This is a genomic window from Hydrogenophaga sp. (assembly GCF_051858985.1).
Classification (GTDB): Bacteria; Pseudomonadota; Gammaproteobacteria; order Burkholderiales; family Burkholderiaceae_C; genus Hydrogenophaga.
Map to the genome: position 1 here is coordinate 478101 of NZ_JBHYGM010000003.1, position 19801 is coordinate 497901.

The 19801-nt window shown below is 64.6% G+C and carries 17 protein-coding genes; 6 read left to right on the top strand and 11 right to left on the bottom strand.

Annotated elements, in window-relative coordinates; all coding sequences use genetic code 11:
- Positions 1-20 precede the first annotated feature (20 nt).
- The 3 genes from lspA to ACTIEY_RS14680 all read right to left on the bottom strand — a co-directional run bounded on the left by lspA (position 21) and on the right by ACTIEY_RS14680 (position 4643).
- Positions 21-530: a signal peptidase II gene (gene lspA, locus ACTIEY_RS14670; protein ID WP_439519874.1), complete on the bottom strand. Its 510-nt coding sequence runs from the start codon at positions 528-530 to the stop codon at positions 21-23.
- The gene (gene ileS / locus ACTIEY_RS14675; protein WP_439519875.1) at positions 530-3457 is read right to left on the bottom strand and encodes an isoleucine--tRNA ligase; all 2928 of its coding nucleotides are present in this window, start codon (positions 3455-3457) and stop codon (positions 530-532) included. Before ileS ends, lspA begins: the two co-directional genes overlap by 1 nt.
- 121 nt (positions 3458-3578) lie before the next feature.
- Positions 3579-4643, bottom strand: a complete 1065-nt coding sequence (locus ACTIEY_RS14680) for a bifunctional riboflavin kinase/FAD synthetase (RefSeq protein ID WP_439519876.1) — start codon at positions 4641-4643, stop codon at positions 3579-3581.
- A gap of 182 nt (positions 4644-4825) precedes the next feature.
- On the opposite strand from ACTIEY_RS14680, the gene ACTIEY_RS14685 reads away from it, so the two are divergent.
- Complete coding sequence (locus ACTIEY_RS14685) at positions 4826-5383, top strand: HNH endonuclease (protein WP_439519877.1); 558 nt, start codon at positions 4826-4828, stop codon at positions 5381-5383.
- Positions 5384-5395: 12 nt separating this feature from the next.
- Here ACTIEY_RS14685 and ACTIEY_RS14690 read toward each other — a convergent pair whose 3' ends face one another.
- The 4 genes from ACTIEY_RS14690 to ACTIEY_RS14705 all read right to left on the bottom strand — a co-directional run bounded on the left by ACTIEY_RS14690 (position 5396) and on the right by ACTIEY_RS14705 (position 9882).
- Positions 5396-6772: an alpha/beta fold hydrolase gene (locus tag ACTIEY_RS14690; RefSeq protein WP_439519878.1), complete on the bottom strand. Its 1377-nt coding sequence runs from the start codon at positions 6770-6772 to the stop codon at positions 5396-5398.
- Positions 6769-7884, bottom strand: coding sequence for an acyl-CoA dehydrogenase family protein (locus ACTIEY_RS14695; RefSeq protein WP_439519879.1), 1116 nt, complete (start codon positions 7882-7884; stop codon positions 6769-6771). Before ACTIEY_RS14695 ends, ACTIEY_RS14690 begins: the two co-directional genes overlap by 4 nt.
- An 11-nt stretch (positions 7885-7895) precedes the next feature.
- Positions 7896-9077, bottom strand: coding sequence for an acyl-CoA dehydrogenase family protein (locus ACTIEY_RS14700; protein ID WP_439519880.1), 1182 nt, complete (start codon positions 9075-9077; stop codon positions 7896-7898).
- 79 nt (positions 9078-9156) lie between these two features.
- Positions 9157-9882: a YceH family protein gene (locus ACTIEY_RS14705; RefSeq protein ID WP_439519881.1), complete on the bottom strand. Its 726-nt coding sequence runs from the start codon at positions 9880-9882 to the stop codon at positions 9157-9159.
- A gap of 14 nt (positions 9883-9896) precedes the next feature.
- Between ACTIEY_RS14705 and purN the strand changes: the two genes are divergently transcribed.
- Entirely contained in the window at positions 9897-10490 is a 594-nt protein-coding gene (purN, locus tag ACTIEY_RS14710) for a phosphoribosylglycinamide formyltransferase (RefSeq protein ID WP_439519882.1), read from the top strand.
- Here the strand turns inward: purN and ACTIEY_RS14715 are convergent, their stop codons facing one another.
- Positions 10491-12110 (bottom strand): peptide chain release factor 3, encoded by a 1620-nt coding sequence (locus ACTIEY_RS14715; protein WP_439519883.1) that lies wholly within the window; start codon positions 12108-12110, stop codon positions 10491-10493.
- Positions 12111-12225: 115 nt separating this feature from the next.
- Between ACTIEY_RS14715 and ACTIEY_RS14720 the strand changes: the two genes are divergently transcribed.
- Together ACTIEY_RS14720 and ACTIEY_RS14725 are read left to right on the top strand one after the other, a co-directional pair.
- Positions 12226-13494, top strand: coding sequence for an RsmB/NOP family class I SAM-dependent RNA methyltransferase (locus ACTIEY_RS14720; protein WP_439520300.1), 1269 nt, complete (start codon positions 12226-12228; stop codon positions 13492-13494).
- 164 nt (positions 13495-13658) lie between these two features.
- Positions 13659-14885 (top strand): DesA family fatty acid desaturase, encoded by a 1227-nt coding sequence (locus ACTIEY_RS14725; RefSeq protein ID WP_439519884.1) that lies wholly within the window; start codon positions 13659-13661, stop codon positions 14883-14885.
- A 70-nt stretch (positions 14886-14955) separates the two neighbouring features.
- Here ACTIEY_RS14725 and rpmG read toward each other — a convergent pair whose 3' ends face one another.
- The 3 genes from rpmG to trxB form a co-directional block, all read right to left on the bottom strand.
- Positions 14956-15126, bottom strand: a complete 171-nt coding sequence (rpmG, locus tag ACTIEY_RS14730; RefSeq protein WP_086125472.1) for a 50S ribosomal protein L33 — start codon at positions 15124-15126, stop codon at positions 14956-14958.
- Positions 15127-15138: 12 nt separating this feature from the next.
- A complete protein-coding gene (gene rpmB, locus ACTIEY_RS14735) occupies positions 15139-15372 on the bottom strand; it encodes a 50S ribosomal protein L28 (RefSeq protein ID WP_069045502.1) in 234 nt (77 codons plus the stop codon).
- A 192-nt stretch (positions 15373-15564) separates the two neighbouring features.
- The gene (gene trxB, locus ACTIEY_RS14740; RefSeq protein WP_439519885.1) at positions 15565-16512 is read right to left on the bottom strand and encodes a thioredoxin-disulfide reductase; all 948 of its coding nucleotides are present in this window, start codon (positions 16510-16512) and stop codon (positions 15565-15567) included.
- A gap of 155 nt (positions 16513-16667) precedes the next feature.
- Between trxB and ACTIEY_RS14745 the strand changes: the two genes are divergently transcribed.
- Together ACTIEY_RS14745 and ACTIEY_RS14750 are read left to right on the top strand one after the other, a co-directional pair.
- Positions 16668-17342 carry a Crp/Fnr family transcriptional regulator gene (locus tag ACTIEY_RS14745; RefSeq protein ID WP_086125474.1) on the top strand — a complete coding sequence of 225 codons (675 nt, stop codon included), beginning with the start codon at positions 16668-16670 and terminating at the stop codon, positions 17340-17342.
- A gap of 89 nt (positions 17343-17431) precedes the next feature.
- Entirely contained in the window at positions 17432-19780 is a 2349-nt protein-coding gene (locus ACTIEY_RS14750) for a DNA translocase FtsK (protein WP_439519886.1), read from the top strand.
- Positions 19781-19801 lie beyond the last annotated feature (21 nt).

The window sequence follows — 19801 nt, forward strand, 5'->3', positions numbered from 1 at the left end:
TCGCGGAGCAGGCAGGGGCTTCAGCGGCTGCGCCGCAGTCGCAGGATTTCGTCCAGGATCAGCGATACGGCACCGACGGTGATGGCCGCGTCCGCCACGTTGAAGGCCGGAAAGTGGCCCGCAGGGAACATGCCGTCCAGCACGCGCCAGTGGAAGTCCAGGAAGTCCACCACATAGCCGTGCACCAGTCGGTCGATCACATTGCCCAGCGCCCCGCCCAGGATGCAGGCGAGTGCAAACGCAAACAGCTTCTGGCCGGGGTGTGAGCGCAGCATCCAGACGATGAAGACGGACGCTGCCACGCCCACGGCGGTGAAGAACCAGCGCTGCCAGCCGCCGGCCTCGGCCAGGAAGGAGAACGCCGCGCCCGTGTTGTGCGCGCGCACGATGTTGAAGAAGCTGGTGACGTACGTGGTGTCGCCAAGCTGGTAGTTGGACAGGATCACCTGCTTGGTGATCTGGTCCACCACCAGCAGGAAGGCAGCCAGTCCCAGCCACGGCCAGATGCTGGCGTTCGGTGCGCGGGCCATCAGGCCACGACGCGGGTTTCACCCGCGCCAAACAGGTTGCTGGTGCAGCGACCGCACAGCGTGGGGTGCGCAGCGTCGGCGCCCACGTCGTCGCGGTAGTGCCAGCAGCGCTCGCACTTGGGGGCGGTGGCGGGTGTGACTTCAATCGAGAGCTCGCCGCTGTCCACAGGCTCCAGCGTCACCTTCGAGGTGATGAAGACGAACTTCAGGTCTTCGCCGAGCGAAGCCAGCTCCGCCAGTTGGTCCGAAGGCGCGCGAATGGTGAGCTCGGCCTGCAGCGACGAGCCCACTTCGCCTGCCTCGCGTCGCTTCTCGATTTCCTTGTTGGCCAGGTCGCGCAACTGGTGCAGACGCTCCCACTTGTCCAGCAAGGCCTGATCGGGCTCTGGCAACTTGGCGAACGTCTCGAAGAAGATCGACCCCTGACTTTGCGCGCCGGCCAGCACCGGCCAGGCTTCCTCGGCCGTGAAGCTCAGGAAGGGCGCCATCCAGCGCAGCATGGCATGGGTGATCTGGTGCAGGGCGGTCTGCGCGCTGCGCCGCGCCAGGCTGTGCACAGCGGTGGTGTAGAGGCGGTCCTTGAGCACGTCGAGGTAGAACGCACCCAGGTCTTCGGAGCAGTACACCTGCAACTTGGACACGACGGGATGGAATTCGTACACCTCGTAGTGCCCCAGCACCTCGGCCTGCAACTGCGCCGCGCGCGACAGGGCGTAGCGGTCCACTTCCAGCAGTTGGTCGAAAGGCACGGCGTCCTTTGCAGGATCGAAGTCGCTCACGTTGGCCAGCAGGAACCGCAGCGTGTTGCGGATGCGGCGGTAGGCATCGGTCACGCGGGCGATGACCTTCTTGTCCATCGGCGGGTCGCCGGAGTAGTCGGTCGAAGCCACCCACAGGCGCGCGATCTCGGCGCCCGGGTCCTTGGCGAAGGTTTCGATCTCGATCACGTTGCCCAGCGACTTGCTCATCTTGCGGCCCTGGCCGTCGACGTTGAAGCCGTGTGTGAGGATGCCGCGGTAGGGCGCGCGGTCGTACAGCGCGCAGCCCAGCAGCAGCGAACTGTGGAACCAGCCCCGGTGCTGGTCGTGGCCCTCAAGGTAGAGGTCGGCCTCAGGGCCTTGTGCGTGGTACGGCAGGCGGTCGTATGCCTTGGCGTGGCTGCCGCGCAGCACGTGCTGGAAAGTCGAACCCGAGTCGAACCACACCTCCAGGATGTCGGTGCTCTTGGTGTAGAGCTTTGCGTCGTCCGCGCCCAGGATGTCTTCGGCCGTCACGCGGCTCCAGGCTTCGATGCCGCCTTGTTCCACGATGGCAGCCGCCTGATCCAGGATTTCCATGGTGCGCGGATGCAGCTCGCCGCTGTCCTTGTGCAGGAAGAAGGGAATGGGGACGCCCCAGCTGCGCTGGCGCGAGATGCACCAGTCGGGCCGGTGGGCGATCATGTCGTGCAGCCGCGCCTTGCCGTTGGCGGGGAAGAACTGCGTCTGCTCGATGGCGTCCAGCGCGGTCTGGCGCAGCGTCTTGGGCGCCTTGTCCCTGGTGAACACGCCCTCGCCCTCGTCCATGCGCACGAACCACTGTGCGGCGGCGCGGTAGATCACCGGCGTCTTGTGGCGCCAGCAATGCGGGTAGCTGTGCGTGATGGTCTGCGTGGCCATGAGGCGGCCCGCGTTCTTCAGCGCTTCCAGAATGACCGGCACGGCCTTCCAGATGTGCAGGCCGCCGAACAAGGGGAAGTGGGGTGCATAGGCACCGTTGCCCTGCACCGGGTTGAGGATGTCCTCGACCTTCATGCCGTGCGCGGTGCAGGAGTTGAAGTCGTCCAGGCCGTAGGCGGGCGAGGAATGCACGATCCCCGTGCCGTCGGCGTCGCTCACGTAGTCGGCCAGGAACACCGGCGAAAGACGGCGATAGCCGGCGTCCACATCGAACAGCGGGTGGCGGAAGTTCAGTCCGCCCAGCGCCTTGCCGGAGGCCGTCGCCAGCACGGTGCCGGTGAGGCCGAAGCGCTCCAGGCATTTCTCCACCAGTGTCTCGGCCAGCACCAGGCAGCCCTTGGGCGTATCGACCAGGGCGTAGGTGAAGTCGGGGTGCGCGTTGAGCGCCTGGTTGGCCGGGATGGTCCAGGCGGTGGTGGTCCAGATGACCGCGAAAACCGGCTTGAATTCACCCGTTCGCACTGAGCTTGTCGAAGTGCTCGCGAGGTCTTCGACAGGCTCAGACCGAACGGGAGATTTGGAGAACGCGGCATAGACCTTCGCTGGCTCGTCGGCCGCAAACGCCACGTCCAGTGTCTCGCTCTTCTTGTCGGCGTACTCGATCTCGAATTCCGCGAGCGACGACCCGCAGTCGAAACACCAGTAGACGGGCTTGAGGCCGCGGTAGACGAAGCCGCGTTCGATCACGCGCTTGAACGCGCGCAGCTCGCCGGCCTCATTGGCAGGGTCCATGGTGCGGTAGGGGCGATCCCAGTCGCCCAGCACGCCCAGACGGCGGAAATCGTTGCGTTGCTGGTCGATCTGCTCGGTGGCGAAAGCGCGGCTTTTCGACTGCATGTCGTCGCGGCTGAGGTTGCGGCCATGCAGTTTCTCGATCGCGTTCTCGATCGGCAGTCCATGGCAGTCCCAGCCAGGGATGTATTGCGCGTCGAAGCCCGCCAGCTGGCGGCTCTTGACGATCATGTCTTTCAGGATCTTGTTCAGCGCATGGCCGATGTGCAGCTTGCCGTTGGCGTAGGGCGGGCCGTCGTGCAGCACGAACAAAGGTGCGCCGGCGCGCGCCACGCGCAGGCGCTGGTACAGCCCTTCTTCCTGCCAGCCTTTGACCCAGCCCGGCTCGCGCTTGGGCAGGTCGCCGCGCATGGGGAAGGGGGTGTCGGGCAGGTTCAGGGTGCTGCGGTAGTCGGTGGTGGAGGTGGTGTCGGACATGACCGGGATTCCGTGGTGGCTACGACAAGCTCAGCCCGAACGGGGAATGAGGGGGACGGGAGACTGGAAACCGTTCGCCCTGAGCCTGTCGAAGGGCGGCGACCGGACGGACAACAGGTCGTTAAATTCGGTCGCGCGTGGTCTGCCGGTGGGTTTGCGTGTGCAGCGACGCGAAATAGGCACGCGCGTCGTCGCAATCCCGCGCGATGCCCTGGGTCAGGGCGTCGAGGCCGTCGTATTTCAGCTCGTCGTGCAGTTTGTGCAGAAGTTCCACGCGCACGATTTTACCGTAGGCCTCCCCCCCGGGCAGGCTGCGGGCCAAGGCCTCTGGCCACTGCAGGCAATGCGTTTCCAGCAGCACCCGCCCGCCATTGACGTCCTTCGGGTCGAGCGAGGGCCGCACGCCGAGGTTGGCCACCCCGGGAAGCGGGGGCGACGCGGGCGTGGGACCGAGCCCATGCACCAGCACCGCGAAAATGCCGCTGGCGGCGGGCTTCCAGTGGGAAAAGCGCAGGTTGAGCGTGCGAAAACCATCGCCCTTGCCCGGCGCGCTCTCGGCCAGCTGACGGCCGAGCTTGCGACCGTGCACCACGTGGCCGCTGATGCTGTAGGGCCGGCCGAGCAAGGCGGCCACGTCGTCCATGCGCCCGGCAGCCAGCGCCTCGCGCACGGCCGAACTGGACACCCGCAGACCATGCACCTCGTAGCTCTGCATGCGCGCCACGTCGAACCCCAGGCGTGAGCCAGCGGCATCGAGCATGGCGTAGTCGCCCGCGCGTCGGGCACCAAAGCGGAAGTCGTCACCCACCAGGACGTAGCGAATGCCGAGTGCCTCCACCAGCGTGTCCTCGATGAACGCTTGCGGAGGCTGGTTGGCCAGCGTGGCGTTGAAGGGCAGCACCACGCACTGGTCCACACCGCAGCGTTCGAGTTCCTGCAGCTTGTCGCGCAGCGTGGCAATGCGCGCAGGTGCCAGTTCCGGTTTCTGGTGCAGGGCGGCGAAGTAATCGCGCGGGTGCGGCTCGAAGGTCATCACGCAACTCGGCACCCCCCTGTGCTGGGCTTCGTTGTTGAGGAGCGCGAGCATGGCCTGGTGCCCTCGGTGCACGCCGTCGAAGTTGCCGATGGTCAGTGCGCAGCCGGAGGAACCGGCCAGATGGGAGCGCAAACCGCGAAAGATTTTCATGCGATTCAAGGGGGTCGAATCGGGCAGCAGCTGTGGCTAATGCGCCCGCTGCCATGGCCCGCTCACAAAGTCTTGCTATATTGGTGCACGATCATATGCGCCCGCAGCCTCGGCCGCTGGTGCCGGACGGCTCCTTCGGGGGCCGCCCTTCCTGTTGACTTGTTCGATAGAAGGAGCCCGTCTTGAAGGTCTTGAAACTCTCCGCGCAAGGCTTGCCACAATCGTGGATCAGCCTGGAAGAAGCCGTGCTGCACTATGCCGCGGACGAGGTGCGCTGGGAGATGGGGGCCGAGATCGCGGTGTTCCATGGTGGGCACAACGCGGTGACCGGTCGCCAGTCCATCATCACCGTCAATTCCATCATCGGCACCCAGGGCGTGCCGCGCATCAACCCGTTCGACCTGCGGCCCACGCTCACGAACAGCAAGCTGTTCGCGCGCGACCGCAACGTCTGCGCCTACTGTGGCGACCATTTCCATGAAGACGAGCTCACCCGCGAGCACATCGTGCCGCTGGGACAAAGCGGTCGCGATCTGTGGATGAACGTGGTCACGGCCTGCCGATCCTGCAACCACCGCAAGGGCAACCGCACGCCAGAGCAGGCCAACATGGGCTTGCTCTATGCGCCCTACGTGCCGAGCCTGTGGGAAGACTTCATCCTGCGCAATCGTCGCATCCTGGCGGACCAGATGGAGTTCCTGATGTCCCACCTGCCCAAAACCTCCAGGCTGCACGCCTGAGGTCGGGCGACGTCAATAGGTCAGTTCGAGGACAACGACGCGGTTGTCGGCGGCCGGCCAGGTTCGTCCGGTGATGCGCTCGCCGTTGAACTCCGCCGAGATCGGGCGTACACCTTCTTCCATCAGCTTGATCTTCGAACTCGACACGCCGGCACCGGTGGCTGGCACACCCGGGAGTGCCTTGCCGTCCAACGCCAGGCGGTCGCGCTCGGCATCGAAATAGCCGCGTGGCCGGGTGAAAGTGACGACGGACTTGCCATCTTTATCGGCCGCCGCGATCCGCTCGGCGCGCAGGTGAATGAGTTCGCTGCTGCGCGGGAACGGGCTGCGGTAGACGTGGGTGGTGGCGTAGCCGGGTGCGCTGACCACGAATTCGTAAGCCACGCCGGCCTGCGCCGTGAAGGGCCCCCACAGACCGTCGGCGCCCACCGTCTTGCGGTGCACGGCTGCACCGCGGCGTTCGCCGGTGGCCGCATCGGTGGCATACACCTCGATCTGCGCGCCCGGCAGTGGCAGGTTGTTCGAATAGTTGCCTGAGGCGGGATCGGTGGAAGACAGCCCCAGCCCCGTGATCTTGCCGTTGAGCACCGGCTGGGGCTGCGGTGCGATCGCCAGCGTCTTGGGTGCCTGGCCGGTGACGAACCTCCAGGTCGCGTCGAACGCCGCAGGTGAAAACGCGGTCTCGCGGTGGTCCACGCGCGGCAGCACCAGGTTCTGGGCGCCCTTGAGCGCTGGCCCGTCGAAGCTGACGTTGGTCGGTGTGCCTTTGGCGCCGATCCACAACCCATCGGGCTGCGCGAATTTGTCGTTGTTGTCCGATCGGATGGTCAGCCACTTCACCGGGCCGCTCACTTCGTCACCCGCGGCGTTCTTCGGAGCATTGAGGGCGGTCAGGAAGGGGCCCGTGCCCGAGAACTCGTTGACTTCCCGAAAGCCCTTGACCGCCCAGACGCCGTGGTTGGGCACGCCGCCCAGCACCGCGTGGCTCACGGTCTTGTCGCCGCCGCCGTTCTGGATGTAGTTGCGCACCGCATAACCGCCGCGCGAATTCGCCACCAGCACCACCTGGCTGGCGCCAGTGGACTTCATGACCTTCTCCACCTCGGCTTTCAGGAAAGCCATGTGCTCGCCGGTCGAGGTGCGGCCTGGCTGGGCCTTGCCGTCGTCGTCCCGCGCGAGCGGGTAGGGCAGGTCGATGGCGTGCAGGCGCTCGCGCGGCCAGCCGTTCGCTTCGAAGCGCCACACTGTGGTCTGCCAGATCGATGCGGAGTCTCCGTTGCCGTGCACGAACACGATGGGTGGCTGGGCCGTGAAGGTCGGCGTGCTGGCGCAGGCGACCAGCAGCAGGCTGGCGCCGCACAGCGCAAGGACGGTGCGGCGGGTGGTCATGCGAACACCCCCGCCGTGTCCTGCATGCGGGCCGACACTTCGCCCAAGTGGTGCAGCGTGTCGCCGAAGGTCATTTCCAGCTGCGTGAGCTTCTTGAAATAGTGGCTGACGATGTACTCGTCGGTCACGCCGATGCCACCGTGCAACTGCACCGCCTGCTGGCCCACGAAGCGCATGGACGTTCCCAGCTGCACCTTGGCGCGCGCCATGGCGGCGCGTCGCTCAGGCGCGGGCGCGTTCAGCTTGAGACTGGCGTAGTAGCTCATGGAGCGCGCCAGTTCGAGCTGCATCTTCATGTCGGCCACGCGGTGGCGCAGCGCCTGGAAAGTGGCAATGGCCACGCCGAATTGCTTGCGCGTGTTCATGTACTCGACCGTGATGGCCAGCGTTTTGTCCATCACGCCCACCGCTTCGGCGCACGCGGCGGCGATGCCGATGTCCACGGCGTGTTCGAGGGCGGCGAGACCGTCTTCGGTGACACGTTGTGCGGGCGCGTCCCTGAAAGTCACGTCGCCTGCACGGGCGCCATCCTGCGTGAGGTAGCCGGTGGTGGTCAAACCGGAGGCACCGCGTTCAACGAGGAACAGCGCCATCTGGCCGCCGGCCATGGCCGGCACCAGGAAGGCGTCGGCCTGGTCGGCGGCGGGCACCACGTTCTTGGTGCCCGATAGCGACCACCCATCTCCTTTTTGGGCTGCCATGGTGGAGCAAACGTCGAGTTTGTAGCGGGATTTGTGCTCCTGGTGCGCCAGCACCACCAGCGCTTCACCCGAGGCGATGCGCGGCAGCCAGGCGGCCTTGAGCTCTGCCGGTGCGTACCCACCGAGTACGCCTGAGGTGACGAGCGTCTGCGCCAGCGGCTCGAGCACGATGCCGCGTCCGAGCTCTTCCATCACCACCATGCCTTCCACCGGCCCCATGCCCAGGCCGCCGTCGTCCTCACTCACGTAGAGCCCGGAAAGACCGAGTTCGGCGAGTTCGCCGTAGGCCTTGCGGTCGAAACCACCGGCCTTCACGATGGTGCGCCGGCGCTCGAAGTCGTAGCCCTTCTCCACCCATTTCTGAACTGCGTCGCACAGTGCGCTCTGGTCGTCGGAAAAATCGAAGTCCATGTGTCTGCTCCTCAGCCCAGAACCGTCTGCGCGACGATGTTGCGTTGCACTTCGTTGCTGCCGCCGTAGATGGTGGTCTTGCGCATGTTGAAGTAGGTGGACGCCAATGGCGCGTTGGCGTTGACGCCGCCTGGGAAGTCGCCCTGCCAGCCGGCTTCCATGGCTTCCTCGATGAAGGGCAGGCTGTAGGGGCCAGCGGCCAGCATCATGAGTTCGCTGTAGCGCTGCTGGATCTCGCTGCCCTTGATCTTGAGCAGACCAGCGATATCCAGCGAGTTCTTGCCCGACTTCTCAGCCGAGAGAACGCGCAGCACCAGCATCTCCAGCGCCACCACGTCCACTTCGAGCAGCGCGATCTGATCGCGGAAACGCAGGTCGTCCCAGACGCCTTCGGCCTTGGCGATTCGTTTGAGGCGCTCGAGTTCGCGCTTGGCGCGGTTCACGTCCGCGATGTTGGTGCGTTCGTGGCTGAGCAGGTGTTTGGCGTAGGTCCAGCCCTTGTTCTCTTCGCCGATCAGGTTCTCCGCCGGCACCTCGACGTTGTCGAACCAGACCTCGTTGACCTCGCTTTCGCCGTCGAGCAGCTTGATGGGTCGCACCGAGACGCCGGGCGATTTCATGTCGATCAGCAGGAAGGAGATGCCGGTCTGGGGCTTGCCTTCGTTGCTGGTGCGCACCAGGCAGAAGATCCATTCACCATACTGGCCGAGCGTGGTCCAGGTCTTCTGTCCATTGACGATGTACTTGTCGCCCTTGCGTTCGGCGCGGCATTTCACAGAGGCCAGGTCCGAGCCAGAGCCCGGTTCGCTGTAGCCTTGGCTCCACCACACCTCACCACTGGCGATGCCGGGCAGGAAACGCTGCTGTTGTTCCTTGTTGCCAAAGGCCATGATGACCGGCGCCACCATCACGGGCCCAAAAGGCACCACGCGCGGCGCGCCGGCCAGCGCACATTCTTCTTCGAACAGGTGTTTCTGCACCGCGTTCCAGCCGGGGCCGCCGAACTCCTTCGGCCACCCCCACCCCAGCCATCCCTTGCTGCCCAGGATCTTCGCCCAGCGTTGCAGGTCATCGCGGGTCAGGCGCAAGGCGTTGTGCACCTTGTGCGATATCTCGGGGGGCAGGTTGGCCTTGACCCAGGCGCGGATGTCTTCGCGAAACGCCTGCTCTTCGGGCGTGAATGCCAGATCCATGGGGTTGTCTCCTGAGGGCCGCCACCACGGGGTGCCGGCAAGTTGATCGACGCCGGCCAGTTTCGCACGACCGTTCGTTTTATGGCTGTCCGGGCTGCGACAAGCCGAGTTGTTCATTCAGATTCTGCAACTGGTCCTGCAAGGCGGCCACGGTGTTTTCCAGTGCCGCGACGCGGCGCGTGAGGGCGATGAGCTCATCCTCCGTGGCGGCGCTGGATGTTGCCGCCGCGGCCGGCGTGGACATGTCGACCGGGCCGCACAGCAGATGGGCCCAGCGTTGCTCGCGTGCACCCGGCGCGCGCGGCAGCTTCACCACCAGCGGGCCGCCCTTGTCGGCGCTGCGATCCTGCAGCTCTTCCAAAAAACCGTCCACCGAGGCGATGTCGAGGAACTTGTACCAGCGCTCGGTGTTCAGGCGAAGCTCGCCCGCGGTCTGCGGCCCTCGCAGCATCAGCATGCCCAGCAGCACGGCGGACTGCTCGGGCACGCCGGCTGCGCGCGCAAAGTTGTGCTCGTAGCGCGTGACCCGGCTGCCGCTGCCCTCCAGCACCATGTGCAGGGAGCGCAGTGCATCCAGCGCTTCCAGCACCTGCGCATCGGCCAGGCTCATCACCGGTTCGCGGCTGGATTTCTGGTTGCAGCCGGTGACCAGCGCATTCAGGGTCAGCGGATAGCTGTCGGGCACGGTGCGCGCCTTTTCCATGAGCGTGCCGAGCACGCGTGCCTCGGCGGGCGTGAGCGGGCGCTGCTGAAAATCATGACCGCGTGGGCGGTTGGATGGAGGGTATGCGGAGTCTGGGGTCATTACACTTCCCGGCCATGTCTGGCGTGAACAAGAACATCGTGATTCTGATCTCTGGCAGCGGCTCCAACATGGCTGCCATCGTGGAGGCGGCGCGTGTGCGCCACTGGCAAGCGCGGTTCGGCGCGCGCGTGGCCGCTGTGATCAGCAACAAGGTCGCGGCGCAAGGACTGGCATGGGCCAGCGAGCAGGGCATCGCCACCGCCGCCCTTGACCACACCCAGTTCGAAAGCCGCGAGGTATTCGACGCGGCCTTGATGCATGAAATTGATCGGCACGAGCCCTCGGTCGTGGTGCTGGCCGGCTTCATGCGCATCCTCACGCCCGGCTTCGTGCAGCACTTCGAAGACCGCCTCATCAACATCCACCCGAGCCTGCTGCCCGCTTTCACCGGCCTGAAAACGCACCAGCGCGCCATCGACATGGGCTGCCGCTTTGCGGGTGCTACGGTGCACCGCGTGACCAGCGAACTCGACCACGGCGAGATCCTGGAGCAGGCGGTGGTGCCCATCATCCGCGGCGACACGGCCCAGACGCTGGCTGCGCGGGTGCTGGCGCAGGAGCACGTGATCTATCCACGCGCTGTGGAGAAGCTGCTCGCTGGCGGCTGATCAGACACCCTTGGCAAACACCAGACCCGCGTGCTCGCGCATCGCGTGGAATCTGATCTTCGGCCAGTTCGTCTCGACCGCGCGCAGGGTGGCCGCATGGTCCACCAGCAGCGTGGGCGCATCCACCGCGTCCAGGGCCACGCGGTGGCTGTTGGCATCGATGAAACGCTTGAGCTCGACGTCACCGCCGTCCTCGGGCGCGCACGTCACCCAGCGCGCCACCTGGTAGGGGCTGTTCATGATGCGAGCCTTCACGCCGTATTCGTGCTCCAGGCGATGGGCCACCACCTCGAACTGCAACTGACCCACGGCACCGAGCAGGAGCACCGAGCCCGCCACCGGGCGAAACACCTGGATCGCGCCTTCTTCGCCCAGTTGCGTGAGGCCGGCGCGCAACTGCTTGCTGCGCAGCGGATCGGCCACTTCCACGCTGCGGATGATTTCCGGTGCGAAGAAGGGAAGGCCGGTGAACTGCAGGCTCTCGCCTTCGGTGAGGGTGTCGCCCAGCTGCAGCACGCCGTGGTTCGGGATGCCGATGATGTCGCCGGCAAAGGCTTCGTCGAGCAGTTCGCGCCGCTGCGAGAGAAAGCTCACCACGGTGTTGGGGCGAAGGTCTTTGCCCGAGCGCACCACCTTGAGCTTCATGCCGCGTTCGAAGTGGCCGCTGGCGACCCGCACGAAGGCAATGCGGTCGCGGTGGGCCGGGTCCATGTTGGCCTGGATCTTGAAGACCACGCCGCTGAATTTCGGCTCTTCGGGATGCACCACGCGCTGGATGGCGGGGCGGTCGCCGGGCGGTGGCGCCAGGTCGACCAGCGCATCGAGCACCTCGCGCACACCGAAGTTGTTCACTGCCGAGCCAAACAGCATGGGCGTCTGCTTGCCGGCGAGGAACTGGGCCTCCTCGAAGGCAGGTGAAGCGCCTGCCACCAGTTCCAGCTCGTCGCGCGCCTGCTCGAACTCGGCGCCGAAGCGCCTGACGCTCTCGGGGTTGTCCAGACCGGCGAGAACGTCCTCGTCGCCCCCGCGGCGATCCTCGCCAGCCGCGAACACGCGCATCTGGTCCGTGCGTCGATCGAACACACCGCGAAAGGTCTTGCCCATGCCCACAGGCCATGTGAAAGGCACCACCGTCATGCCGAGCTCGCGCTCGATTTCGTCCATGAGGTCCAGCGGCGCCTGTACCTCGCGGTCCATCTTGTTGACGAAGGTCAGGATGGGCGTGTTGCGCGCACGGCAGACCTGCAGCAGGCGGCGCGTCTGCGGCTCCACACCGTTGCCCGCGTCGATCACCATCAGCGCAGCGTCCACGGCGGTGAGCACGCGGTAGGTGTCTTCACTGAAATCCTGGTGTCCCGGCGTGTCCAGCAGGTTGATCACGCAATCGCGGTACTCCATCTGCATCACGGATGAGGCCACGGAAATGCCACGCTGCTTCTCGATCTCCATCCAGTCGCTGGTGGCGTGGCGTGCAGCCTTGCGGGCCTTCACGCTGCCGGCAATGTTGATGGCGCCCGAGAACAGCAGCAGCTTTTCGGTGAGGGTGGTCTTGCCGGCGTCGGGGTGGGAAATGATGGCGAAGGTGCGGCGGCGGCGCACCTGTTGGGAGATGTCGGACATAACCGCGAATTATCGTGCCCCACGCTCCGCCGCTACGCGGGTCGCTGCCCCCGAGGGGCGGGTTTCGCCTTGGGGCGGCCCGGCGGCGAGCCCACCCCGGAGGACAATACGTCCCATGCACCCTAAAGCCTTACTGGACGAAAGCGCCGCCCTGATCGAGCAGGTCTTCAAATTCGAGCACCCCGCGGACGCCGTGGTGGCGCGCCATTTTCGCGAGAACCGTTCGCTTGGTCCGCGCGAACGCTCCACGCTGTCCGACAGCGTCTATGCCATCCTGCGCCAGCGCCTGAAACTGGAATGGCTGGCGCGTTCGGGCAGCGGATCCAAATGGCGGCGGCTGGCGATCCTCGCCTTTCCCGGGGATCGCGCCTTTGTCAAGAGCACGCTGAACGACGCGGAAAAGACCTGGCTCGACCATTGCGACGCGGTGTCCGACGCCGATCTGATGTCGCAACACCGGCACAACCTGCCAGACTGGCTGGCGACTGCACTGGGTGCACAGGTGGGCAACGATTTTGATGCTTTGGTGGCCAGCCTGAACCAGGCCGCGCCGCTGGACCTGCGTGTGAACCTTCTCAAGTCCAAACGCGACGCAGCGCTGGCGTCCATCCGCCAGGCGGGTCTGGACGCCGAAGCCACCCCCTATTCACCGCTGGGCATTCGCCTGGCCGGCAAGCCTTCCCTCGCGAAACTGCCCGCCTTCGTGAATGGCGAGATCGAGGTGCAGGACGAAGGCTCGCAATTGCTCGCCCTGTTGCTGGATGCCAAGCGCGGCGAGATGGTGGTCGACTTCTGCGCGGGCGCAGGCGGGAAGACGCTGGCCATTGGTGCGGCCATGCGCAACAGCGGCCGGCTCTACGCCTTCGACACTTCCGGGCACCGGCTCGACGCCCTCAAGCCGCGCCTGGCCCGCAGCGGACTCTCCAACGTCCACCCGGTCGCCATTGCACACGAGCGCGACGACCGGATCAAACGCCTGGCCGGCAAGATCGACCGGGTGCTGGTGGATGCCCCGTGTTCCGGCCTCGGGACCCTGAGACGCCATCCCGACCTGAAATGGCGCCAGACGCCCCAGACCGTGGCCGCGCACGCAGAACTGCAAAAGGCCATCCTGACCAGCGCTGCGCGCCTGCTTAAGCCAGGTGGACGACTCGTGTATGCCACCTGCAGCTTGCTCCCGGACGAGAACGAGGCAGTGGCTGGCGCGTTTTCGGGCGCCCATTCCGAATTCGAGCCTTTGTCCGTCAGGGAATTGCTGGAGGCGCTTCATGTAGGGCAAGCCCATGCGTTGTGTGCAGGAAATTCTGGGCAGCATCTGCGTTTGTGGCCACATTTGCACTCAACTGACGGCTTCTTCGCGGCCGTCTGGCGGAAAAAGCCTTGAAACGGGCCGAAATCGACCCATCTCTGTTTGCAGCTTCCACATCGTGGGGACTCCTTGTTGGCGATTTCCCACCCCTCCCTTAAAATAGGGGTGTTTTGCCGGCTCCCGCGCCTGGGGCCGGGCCTGTCACGTCGGGAAGCTCCGGGCGCTCCTTTAGGAATTCAATGTCTTCATCTGTTTTCGAGGTCTTCTTGCCGCTTTGGGATGGTCTGGTCCGGTTCCTGGACCAGGGCTTGACGGGTGCCACTTGGTGGCAGGCCATCATCGTCGCCCTCATCCTCGCGCACGTGACCATCGCCAGCGTCACCATCTACCTGCACCGCCACCAGGCTCACCGGTCGCTGGACCTGCACCCGATCGCCTCGCATTTCTTCCGCTTCTGGCTTTGGATGACCACGGGCATGGTCACCAAGGAATGGACTGCCATTCACCGCAAGCACCACGCCAAGTGCGAACACGAAGGGGACCCGCACAGCCCGGTGGTGTTCGGCATCAAGAAGGTGTTCTACGAAGGCAGCGAGCTGTACCGCCAGGAAGCCAAGAATCAGGAAACGCTGGATCGCTACGGGCACAACACGCCCAACGACTGGATTGAAAAGCACCTGTACACCGGTCAGTCCAAGCTGGGTGTGAGTCTCATGCTCATCATCGACGTGGCCCTCTTCGGCGCGTTGGGCCTGACGGTCTGGGCGATCCAGATGATCTGGATCCCGGTCACGGCCGCCGGCATCATCAATGGCATTGGCCACTGGTGGGGCTACCGCAATTTCGAAGCCGCCGACGCGAGCACCAACGTCTCGCCCTGGGGCATCCTGATCGGTGGCGAGGAACTGCACAACAACCACCACACTTACCCGACGTCGGCCAAGCTCTCCGTGAAGTCTTATGAATTCGACATCGGCTGGATGTACATCAGCATCCTGCGCTCGGTGGGCCTGGCGTCGGTGAAGAAGTTGCCACCCAAGATGGCTTATGGCGCCGTGCGGGCCGTGGCTGACGAGAAGACGCTGGAAGCCATCATCGCCAACCGCTATGAGGTCATGGCTGGCTACGCCCGTGAAATGCGCGCGGCCTGCAAGCGGGAACTCGACAACCTGAAGAGCAGCCGGAGCGATGCCACTGTGCTGCAGTCGGCGCGCCGCTGGCTGCACCGCGACGACGACAAGGTGCCGGCCAACGTCAAGCCCCAGCTCGCCCAGGTGCGCGCAGAGCACCCGGTGCTCGACAAGATGGTGACCATGCGTGAAGAGTTGCGTGCCTTGTGGTCCAGCACCCATTCGACGCGAGAGCAACTGGCGACCGACCTGCAGGCCTGGTGCCGCCGCGCAGAGGAAAGCGGCATCGCCGCGCTGCGCGATTTCTCCATTCGCCTGCGCTCCGCTCACGCTTGAACCGGTTCTTCTCCGGACAACAAAAAACCCGCTGTTTCCACAGCGGGTTTTTTGTTGGGCAATCGCTCGGTTACTTGAGCTTGATTTCCTTGTAGTCCACGTGCTTGCGTGCCTTGGGATCAAATTTCTTGATCAGCATCTTGTCAGGCGTGGTCTTCTTGTTCTTGGTGGTGGTGTAGAAGTGGCCGGTACCAGCAGTGGATTCCAGCTTGATCTTTTCGCGTGAGCCTTTGGTTGCCATGTTCGGTTCTCCTTAAGCCTGACCACGTGCGCGCAGGTCGGCGAGCACGGCATCAATGCCGTTTTTGTCGATCAGGCGGAGCGCGGCGCCGGAGACGCGCAGGCGCACCCAGCGGTTTTCAGTCTCGACCCAGAAACGGCGGTATTGCAGGTTCGGCAGGAACCGGCGCTTGGTTTTGTTGTTGGCGTGGGAAACATTGTTCCCGACCATGGGCTTCTTGCCCGTAACGTCGCAGACGCGTGCCATGAGGACACTCCGATCATTTTCAAACAGCTGGTGACCGCGAACCGGATGCCTATCCGGCTGAGCCCATCAGCCTCACCTCGCCAGGAAAGGGTGGCGGTAACCCGAAATCTGCGTCAACCCCGGTCGTACCGGGCTTTGTCAGCAAAGCCGACAATTATAACCAACCTGGAGGGAACTGCCCAGCCCGTGGGGTCAGGCCGGTTCCTGCTCCAGAAAACGCTGGGCGTCGAGCGCGGCCATGCAGCCCGTCCCGGCGCTGGTGATGGCCTGTCGGTAGACATGGTCCTGCACGTCCCCGGCTGCGAACACGCCGGGCACGCTGGTCATGGTGGCCATGCCCTGCAGGCCGGAGCGGGTGGTGATGTACCCGTCCTTCATGTCGAGCTGTCCCTTGAAGATGTCGGTGTTGGGCTGGTGGCCGATGGCAATGAAGCAGCCCTTGACGGCCACGTCTTCAGTGGCGCCGGTTTTCACGCTCTTGAGCCGAACGCCGGTCACGCCGGTCTGGTCGCCAAGGACCTCATCGAGCGTGCTGTGCAGTTTGAGTTCGATCTTGCCTGCGGCCACCTTGTCCATCAACTTGTCAACCAGGATGGCCTCGGCCTTGAAGGTGTCGCGACGGTGAACGAGGGTGACCTTGCTGGCGATGTTGGAGAGGTAGAGGGCCTCTTCGACGGCCGTGTTGCCTCCACCCACCACGCTGACTTCCTGTTCGCGGTAGAAGAAGCCGTCGCAGGTTGCGCAGCCCGACACGCCCTTGCCCATGAAGGATTCTTCCGAGGGCAGGCCCAGGTATTTGGCCGACGCGCCGGTGGCGATGATGAGCGCATCGCAGCTGTACTCGCCACTGTCGCCCTTGAGCACGAAAGGCCGCTTGCTGAAATCCACGGCGTTGATGTGATCAAAGATGATCTCGGTCTTGAAGCGCTCGGCATGCGAAAGGAAGCGCTGCATCAGGTCGGGACCCTGCACCCCTTCGGCGTCGGCAGGCCAGTTGTCCACGTCCGTGGTGGTCATGAGCTGGCCGCCCTGGGCGATGCCGGTGATGAGGACCGGGTTGAGGTTGGCGCGTGCGGCGTAAACAGCGGCCGTGTAGCCCGCTGGGCCCGATCCGAGGATGAGTACTTTCGCGTGTTTCATGTGGCGAGCCCCATCGGAATTGGAGCCAAGTGGTTTAGAGTAGTAGGGTATATGGGCGCGATCAGGCCAAAAAACAGCCCTGTGCCGAGCCCGATGTGCGAAGGTCATTGTATGAAAGAGCGCCCGCTGCGCTGGCTGAACCAAGGAATACACGCATGTCCCTTCTGTCCAATCTCGATCTCATCCGTCGAGTGCCGTTGTTCTCCACACTGACGCAGGCGCAGGCCGAGGCGGTTGCCGATTCCGTCATCAAGCGGCGCTTCAAGCGCGGCGAGTGCATCGTCGAACAAGGCAAAAAATCGAACTGCCTGGCCATCGTTCTCACCGGGCGCGCCCGCGTGGTGACCACGGACACGCGTGGTCGTGAGGTGATCCTGGCCACCATGAATCCGGGCGATTACGTGGGCGAGATGAGCCTGATCGACAACCAGCCGCATTCCGCCACGGTGAAGGCCGAGGTCCAGACCGACGTGCTGATCCTGGGCCGCACCGAATTTGCGCGTTGCCTGCCCGAGAACACCTCGATGGCATACGCCGTGATGAAGGGTCTGGTGCAGCGTCTGCGCCACGCCGACCGGAAAATCGAATCGCTCGCGCTGATGGACGTGTATGGCCGCGTCGCGCGTGCCCTGCTGGAGTTCGCCCGGCCCGACAAGGATGGCCAGCTTGTCATCAAGGACCGCGTTTCGCGCCAGGACGTGGCCAAGATGATCGGTGCTTCGCGCGAGATGGTCAGCCGTGTGATGAAGGACCTCGAAGACCGAGGATTCATCGAGCTGGCCGAGGATGGCAGCACGATCATCAAGGAACGTCTCAACTCGCTGGGCTGAGGCCCGCTGGACCCGCAAAGGGCGCCCTTTTGGCGCCCGGTCCCGACCCCTGCATGGGGTAAGCTTGCGGCAGGAAATCCGTCAGGCTCATGACCTATTCACTGAACACACTCAATGCCGATCGCAGCGCGTCGCCTGCGGTCGGTGTGTCGCGCTTTGCCCAGGAGATCGTGCTCGTGCTGGGGGCTGCCGCGTTGCTGTTCTGGCTCCTCGCGCTGTTGAGTCACTCGCTGTCCGACCCGGCATGGAGCACGACTGGGACTTCTGCCGATGTGAGCAACTGGGGGGGCCGTCTGGGTGCGCTTTTGTCCGACGGTAGCTACTACCTGCTGGGCTTTTCAGTGTGGTGGTGTTTTGTGGCGGGGGTGAGAGCGTGGTTGTCCGCCCTCGCGCGCTGGATCCGTGGGATGCAAGGCCCGACCGCCCAGGAACTCGCAGCCTTGCGACCCTGGCAGCGACCTTGGGCGCGGCGTGGCTTGTACGCGGTGGGCCTGGTGATGTTGCTCGTGGCCAGCACGGTGCTGGAATGGAGCCGGTTGTACCGCCTCGAGGCGCTGCTGCCGGACCATGCGGGTGGTGTGCTAGGTCATGCGCTCGGACCCGTGGCCACGCGATGGCTCGGCTTCAACGGCGCTGCGATCGCCATGCTCGCCCTCCTGCTGGCCTGCCTGCCAGCGGTGTTTCGGTTTTCGTGGGGCCACTGGGCAGAGGTGGTGGGCCACACCCTGGACGGATGGTTCGAGGCGCGCCGTGAAAAGCGCGAGGCGGTGGAAGACCAGCGCATCGGCGAGATGGCGGCCCGCGAGCGCGAAGAGGTGGTCAAGGTTGAACGCGTCGAAATCGAGGAACTGCACCCCACACCGGTGGTGATCGAGCCGACGCTGGTCGACGTCCCCAAGAGCGAGCGTGTGGCCAAAGAGCGCCAGAAACCACTTTTTGCCGAGATGCCCGACAGCAAGTTGCCGCAGGTGGATCTGCTCGACAGCGCCCCGCTGCACCAGGCGGGTGTGGACAGCCAGACGCTGGAAATGACCAGTCGCCTGATCGAAAAGAAGCTCAAGGATTTCGGCGTCGAGGTGAGGGTGGTGGCGGCGGCGCCTGGACCGGTGATCACGCGCTACGAAATCGAACCCGCCACCGGTGTGAAGGGTTCGCAGATCGTCAATCTGGGGCGCGATCTCGCTCGCTCGCTCTCGCTGGTGTCGATCCGCGTGATCGAGACCATTCCAGGCAAGAACCTCATGGCCCTGGAGCTGCCCAACGCCAAGCGCCAGACCATCAAGCTCAGCGAGATCCTGGGCTCCCAGGTCTACAACGACGCCAAGTCCATGTTGACCATGGGACTGGGCAAAGACATTGGCGGACAGCCCATCGTGGCGGATCTTGCCAAGATGCCGCATTGCCTGGTCGCAGGCACCACCGGTTCGGGCAAGTCGGTTGGTATCAATGCCATGATCCTGTCGCTGCTGTACAAGGCCGATGCCCGCGATGTGCGACTGTTGCTGATCGATCCCAAGATGCTCGAAATGAGCGTTTACGAAGGCATCCCGCACCTGCTGGCGCCCGTGGTCACGGACATGAAGCACGCGGCCAACGGGCTCAACTGGTGCGTGGCAGAGATGGAGAAGCGCTACAAGCTCATGAGCAAGATGGGCGTTCGAAACCTCGCCGGCTTCAACACCAAGATCGACGAGGCCACGGCACGTGGCGAAATCATCGGCAACCCATTCAGCCTCACGCCGGAGCAGCCCGAACCGCTGGAACGCCTGCCTTACATCGTGGTGGTCATCGATGAACTGGCTGACCTGATGATGGTGGTGGGCAAGAAGATCGAGGAACTCATCGCCCGCCTGGCGCAGAAGGCGCGCGCGGCGGGCATTCACCTCATCCTTGCCACCCAGCGTCCCAGCGTGGACGTGATCACCGGCCTCATCAAGGCAAACATTCCCACGCGCCTGTCGTTCCAGGTCAGCAGCAAGATCGACAGCCGAACCATCTTGGACCAGATGGGTGCCGAGAGCCTGCTGGGCATGGGCGACATGCTCTACATGCCTTCGGGCACGGGTTTCCCGATCCGGGTCCACGGCGCTTTTGTCAGCGACGACGAAGTGCACCGTGTGGTGGCCTATCTGAAAGAGCAGGGCGGTGAGCCCAACTACATCGATGGCGTGCTGGAAGGCAGCGCCGGTGATGGCGAGGGCGGTGACTTGTTCGCAGAGGGCGGCGATACCGGCGGCGAGAAGGATGCGCTCTACGACCAGGCCGTGGAAATCGTGCTCAAGGACCGCAAGGCCAGCATCTCTTACGTGCAGCGCAAGCTCAAGATTGGTTACAACCGCGCTGCCCGCCTGCTGGAAGACATGGAAAAAGCCGGGCTGGTAAGTGCGCTGACGTCCAGTGGCCAGCGCGACATCCTCATGCCCTCGCGCGGCGATTGAAGGATGCTGGCCTGCAACCAA

Bases quoted from the DNA above. Each gene is read 5' to 3' on its own strand.
- lspA (WP_439519874.1), bottom strand. From the start codon at position 530: ATGGCCCGCGCACCGAACGCCAGCATCTGGCCGTGGCTGGGACTGGCT.
- ileS (WP_439519875.1), bottom strand. From the start codon at position 3,457: ATGTCCGACACCACCTCCACCACCGACTACCGCAGCACCCTGAACCTG.
- ACTIEY_RS14680 (WP_439519876.1), bottom strand. From the start codon at position 4,643: ATGAAAATCTTTCGCGGTTTGCGCTCCCATCTGGCCGGTTCCTCCGGC.
- ACTIEY_RS14690 (WP_439519878.1), bottom strand. From the start codon at position 6,772: ATGACCACCCGCCGCACCGTCCTTGCGCTGTGCGGCGCCAGCCTGCTG.
- ACTIEY_RS14695 (WP_439519879.1), bottom strand. From the start codon at position 7,884: ATGGACTTCGATTTTTCCGACGACCAGAGCGCACTGTGCGACGCAGTT.
- ACTIEY_RS14700 (WP_439519880.1), bottom strand. From the start codon at position 9,077: ATGGATCTGGCATTCACGCCCGAAGAGCAGGCGTTTCGCGAAGACATC.
- ACTIEY_RS14705 (WP_439519881.1), bottom strand. From the start codon at position 9,882: ATGACCCCAGACTCCGCATACCCTCCATCCAACCGCCCACGCGGTCAT.
- purN (WP_439519882.1), top strand. From the start codon at position 9,897: ATGTCTGGCGTGAACAAGAACATCGTGATTCTGATCTCTGGCAGCGGC.
- ACTIEY_RS14715 (WP_439519883.1), bottom strand. From the start codon at position 12,110: ATGTCCGACATCTCCCAACAGGTGCGCCGCCGCCGCACCTTCGCCATC.
- ACTIEY_RS14720 (WP_439520300.1), top strand. From the start codon at position 12,226: ATGCACCCTAAAGCCTTACTGGACGAAAGCGCCGCCCTGATCGAGCAG.
- ACTIEY_RS14725 (WP_439519884.1), top strand. From the start codon at position 13,659: ATGTCTTCATCTGTTTTCGAGGTCTTCTTGCCGCTTTGGGATGGTCTG.
- rpmG (WP_086125472.1), bottom strand. From the start codon at position 15,126: ATGGCAACCAAAGGCTCACGCGAAAAGATCAAGCTGGAATCCACTGCT.
- rpmB (WP_069045502.1), bottom strand. From the start codon at position 15,372: ATGGCACGCGTCTGCGACGTTACGGGCAAGAAGCCCATGGTCGGGAAC.
- trxB (WP_439519885.1), bottom strand. From the start codon at position 16,512: ATGAAACACGCGAAAGTACTCATCCTCGGATCGGGCCCAGCGGGCTAC.
- ACTIEY_RS14745 (WP_086125474.1), top strand. From the start codon at position 16,668: ATGTCCCTTCTGTCCAATCTCGATCTCATCCGTCGAGTGCCGTTGTTC.
- ACTIEY_RS14750 (WP_439519886.1), top strand. From the start codon at position 17,432: ATGACCTATTCACTGAACACACTCAATGCCGATCGCAGCGCGTCGCCT.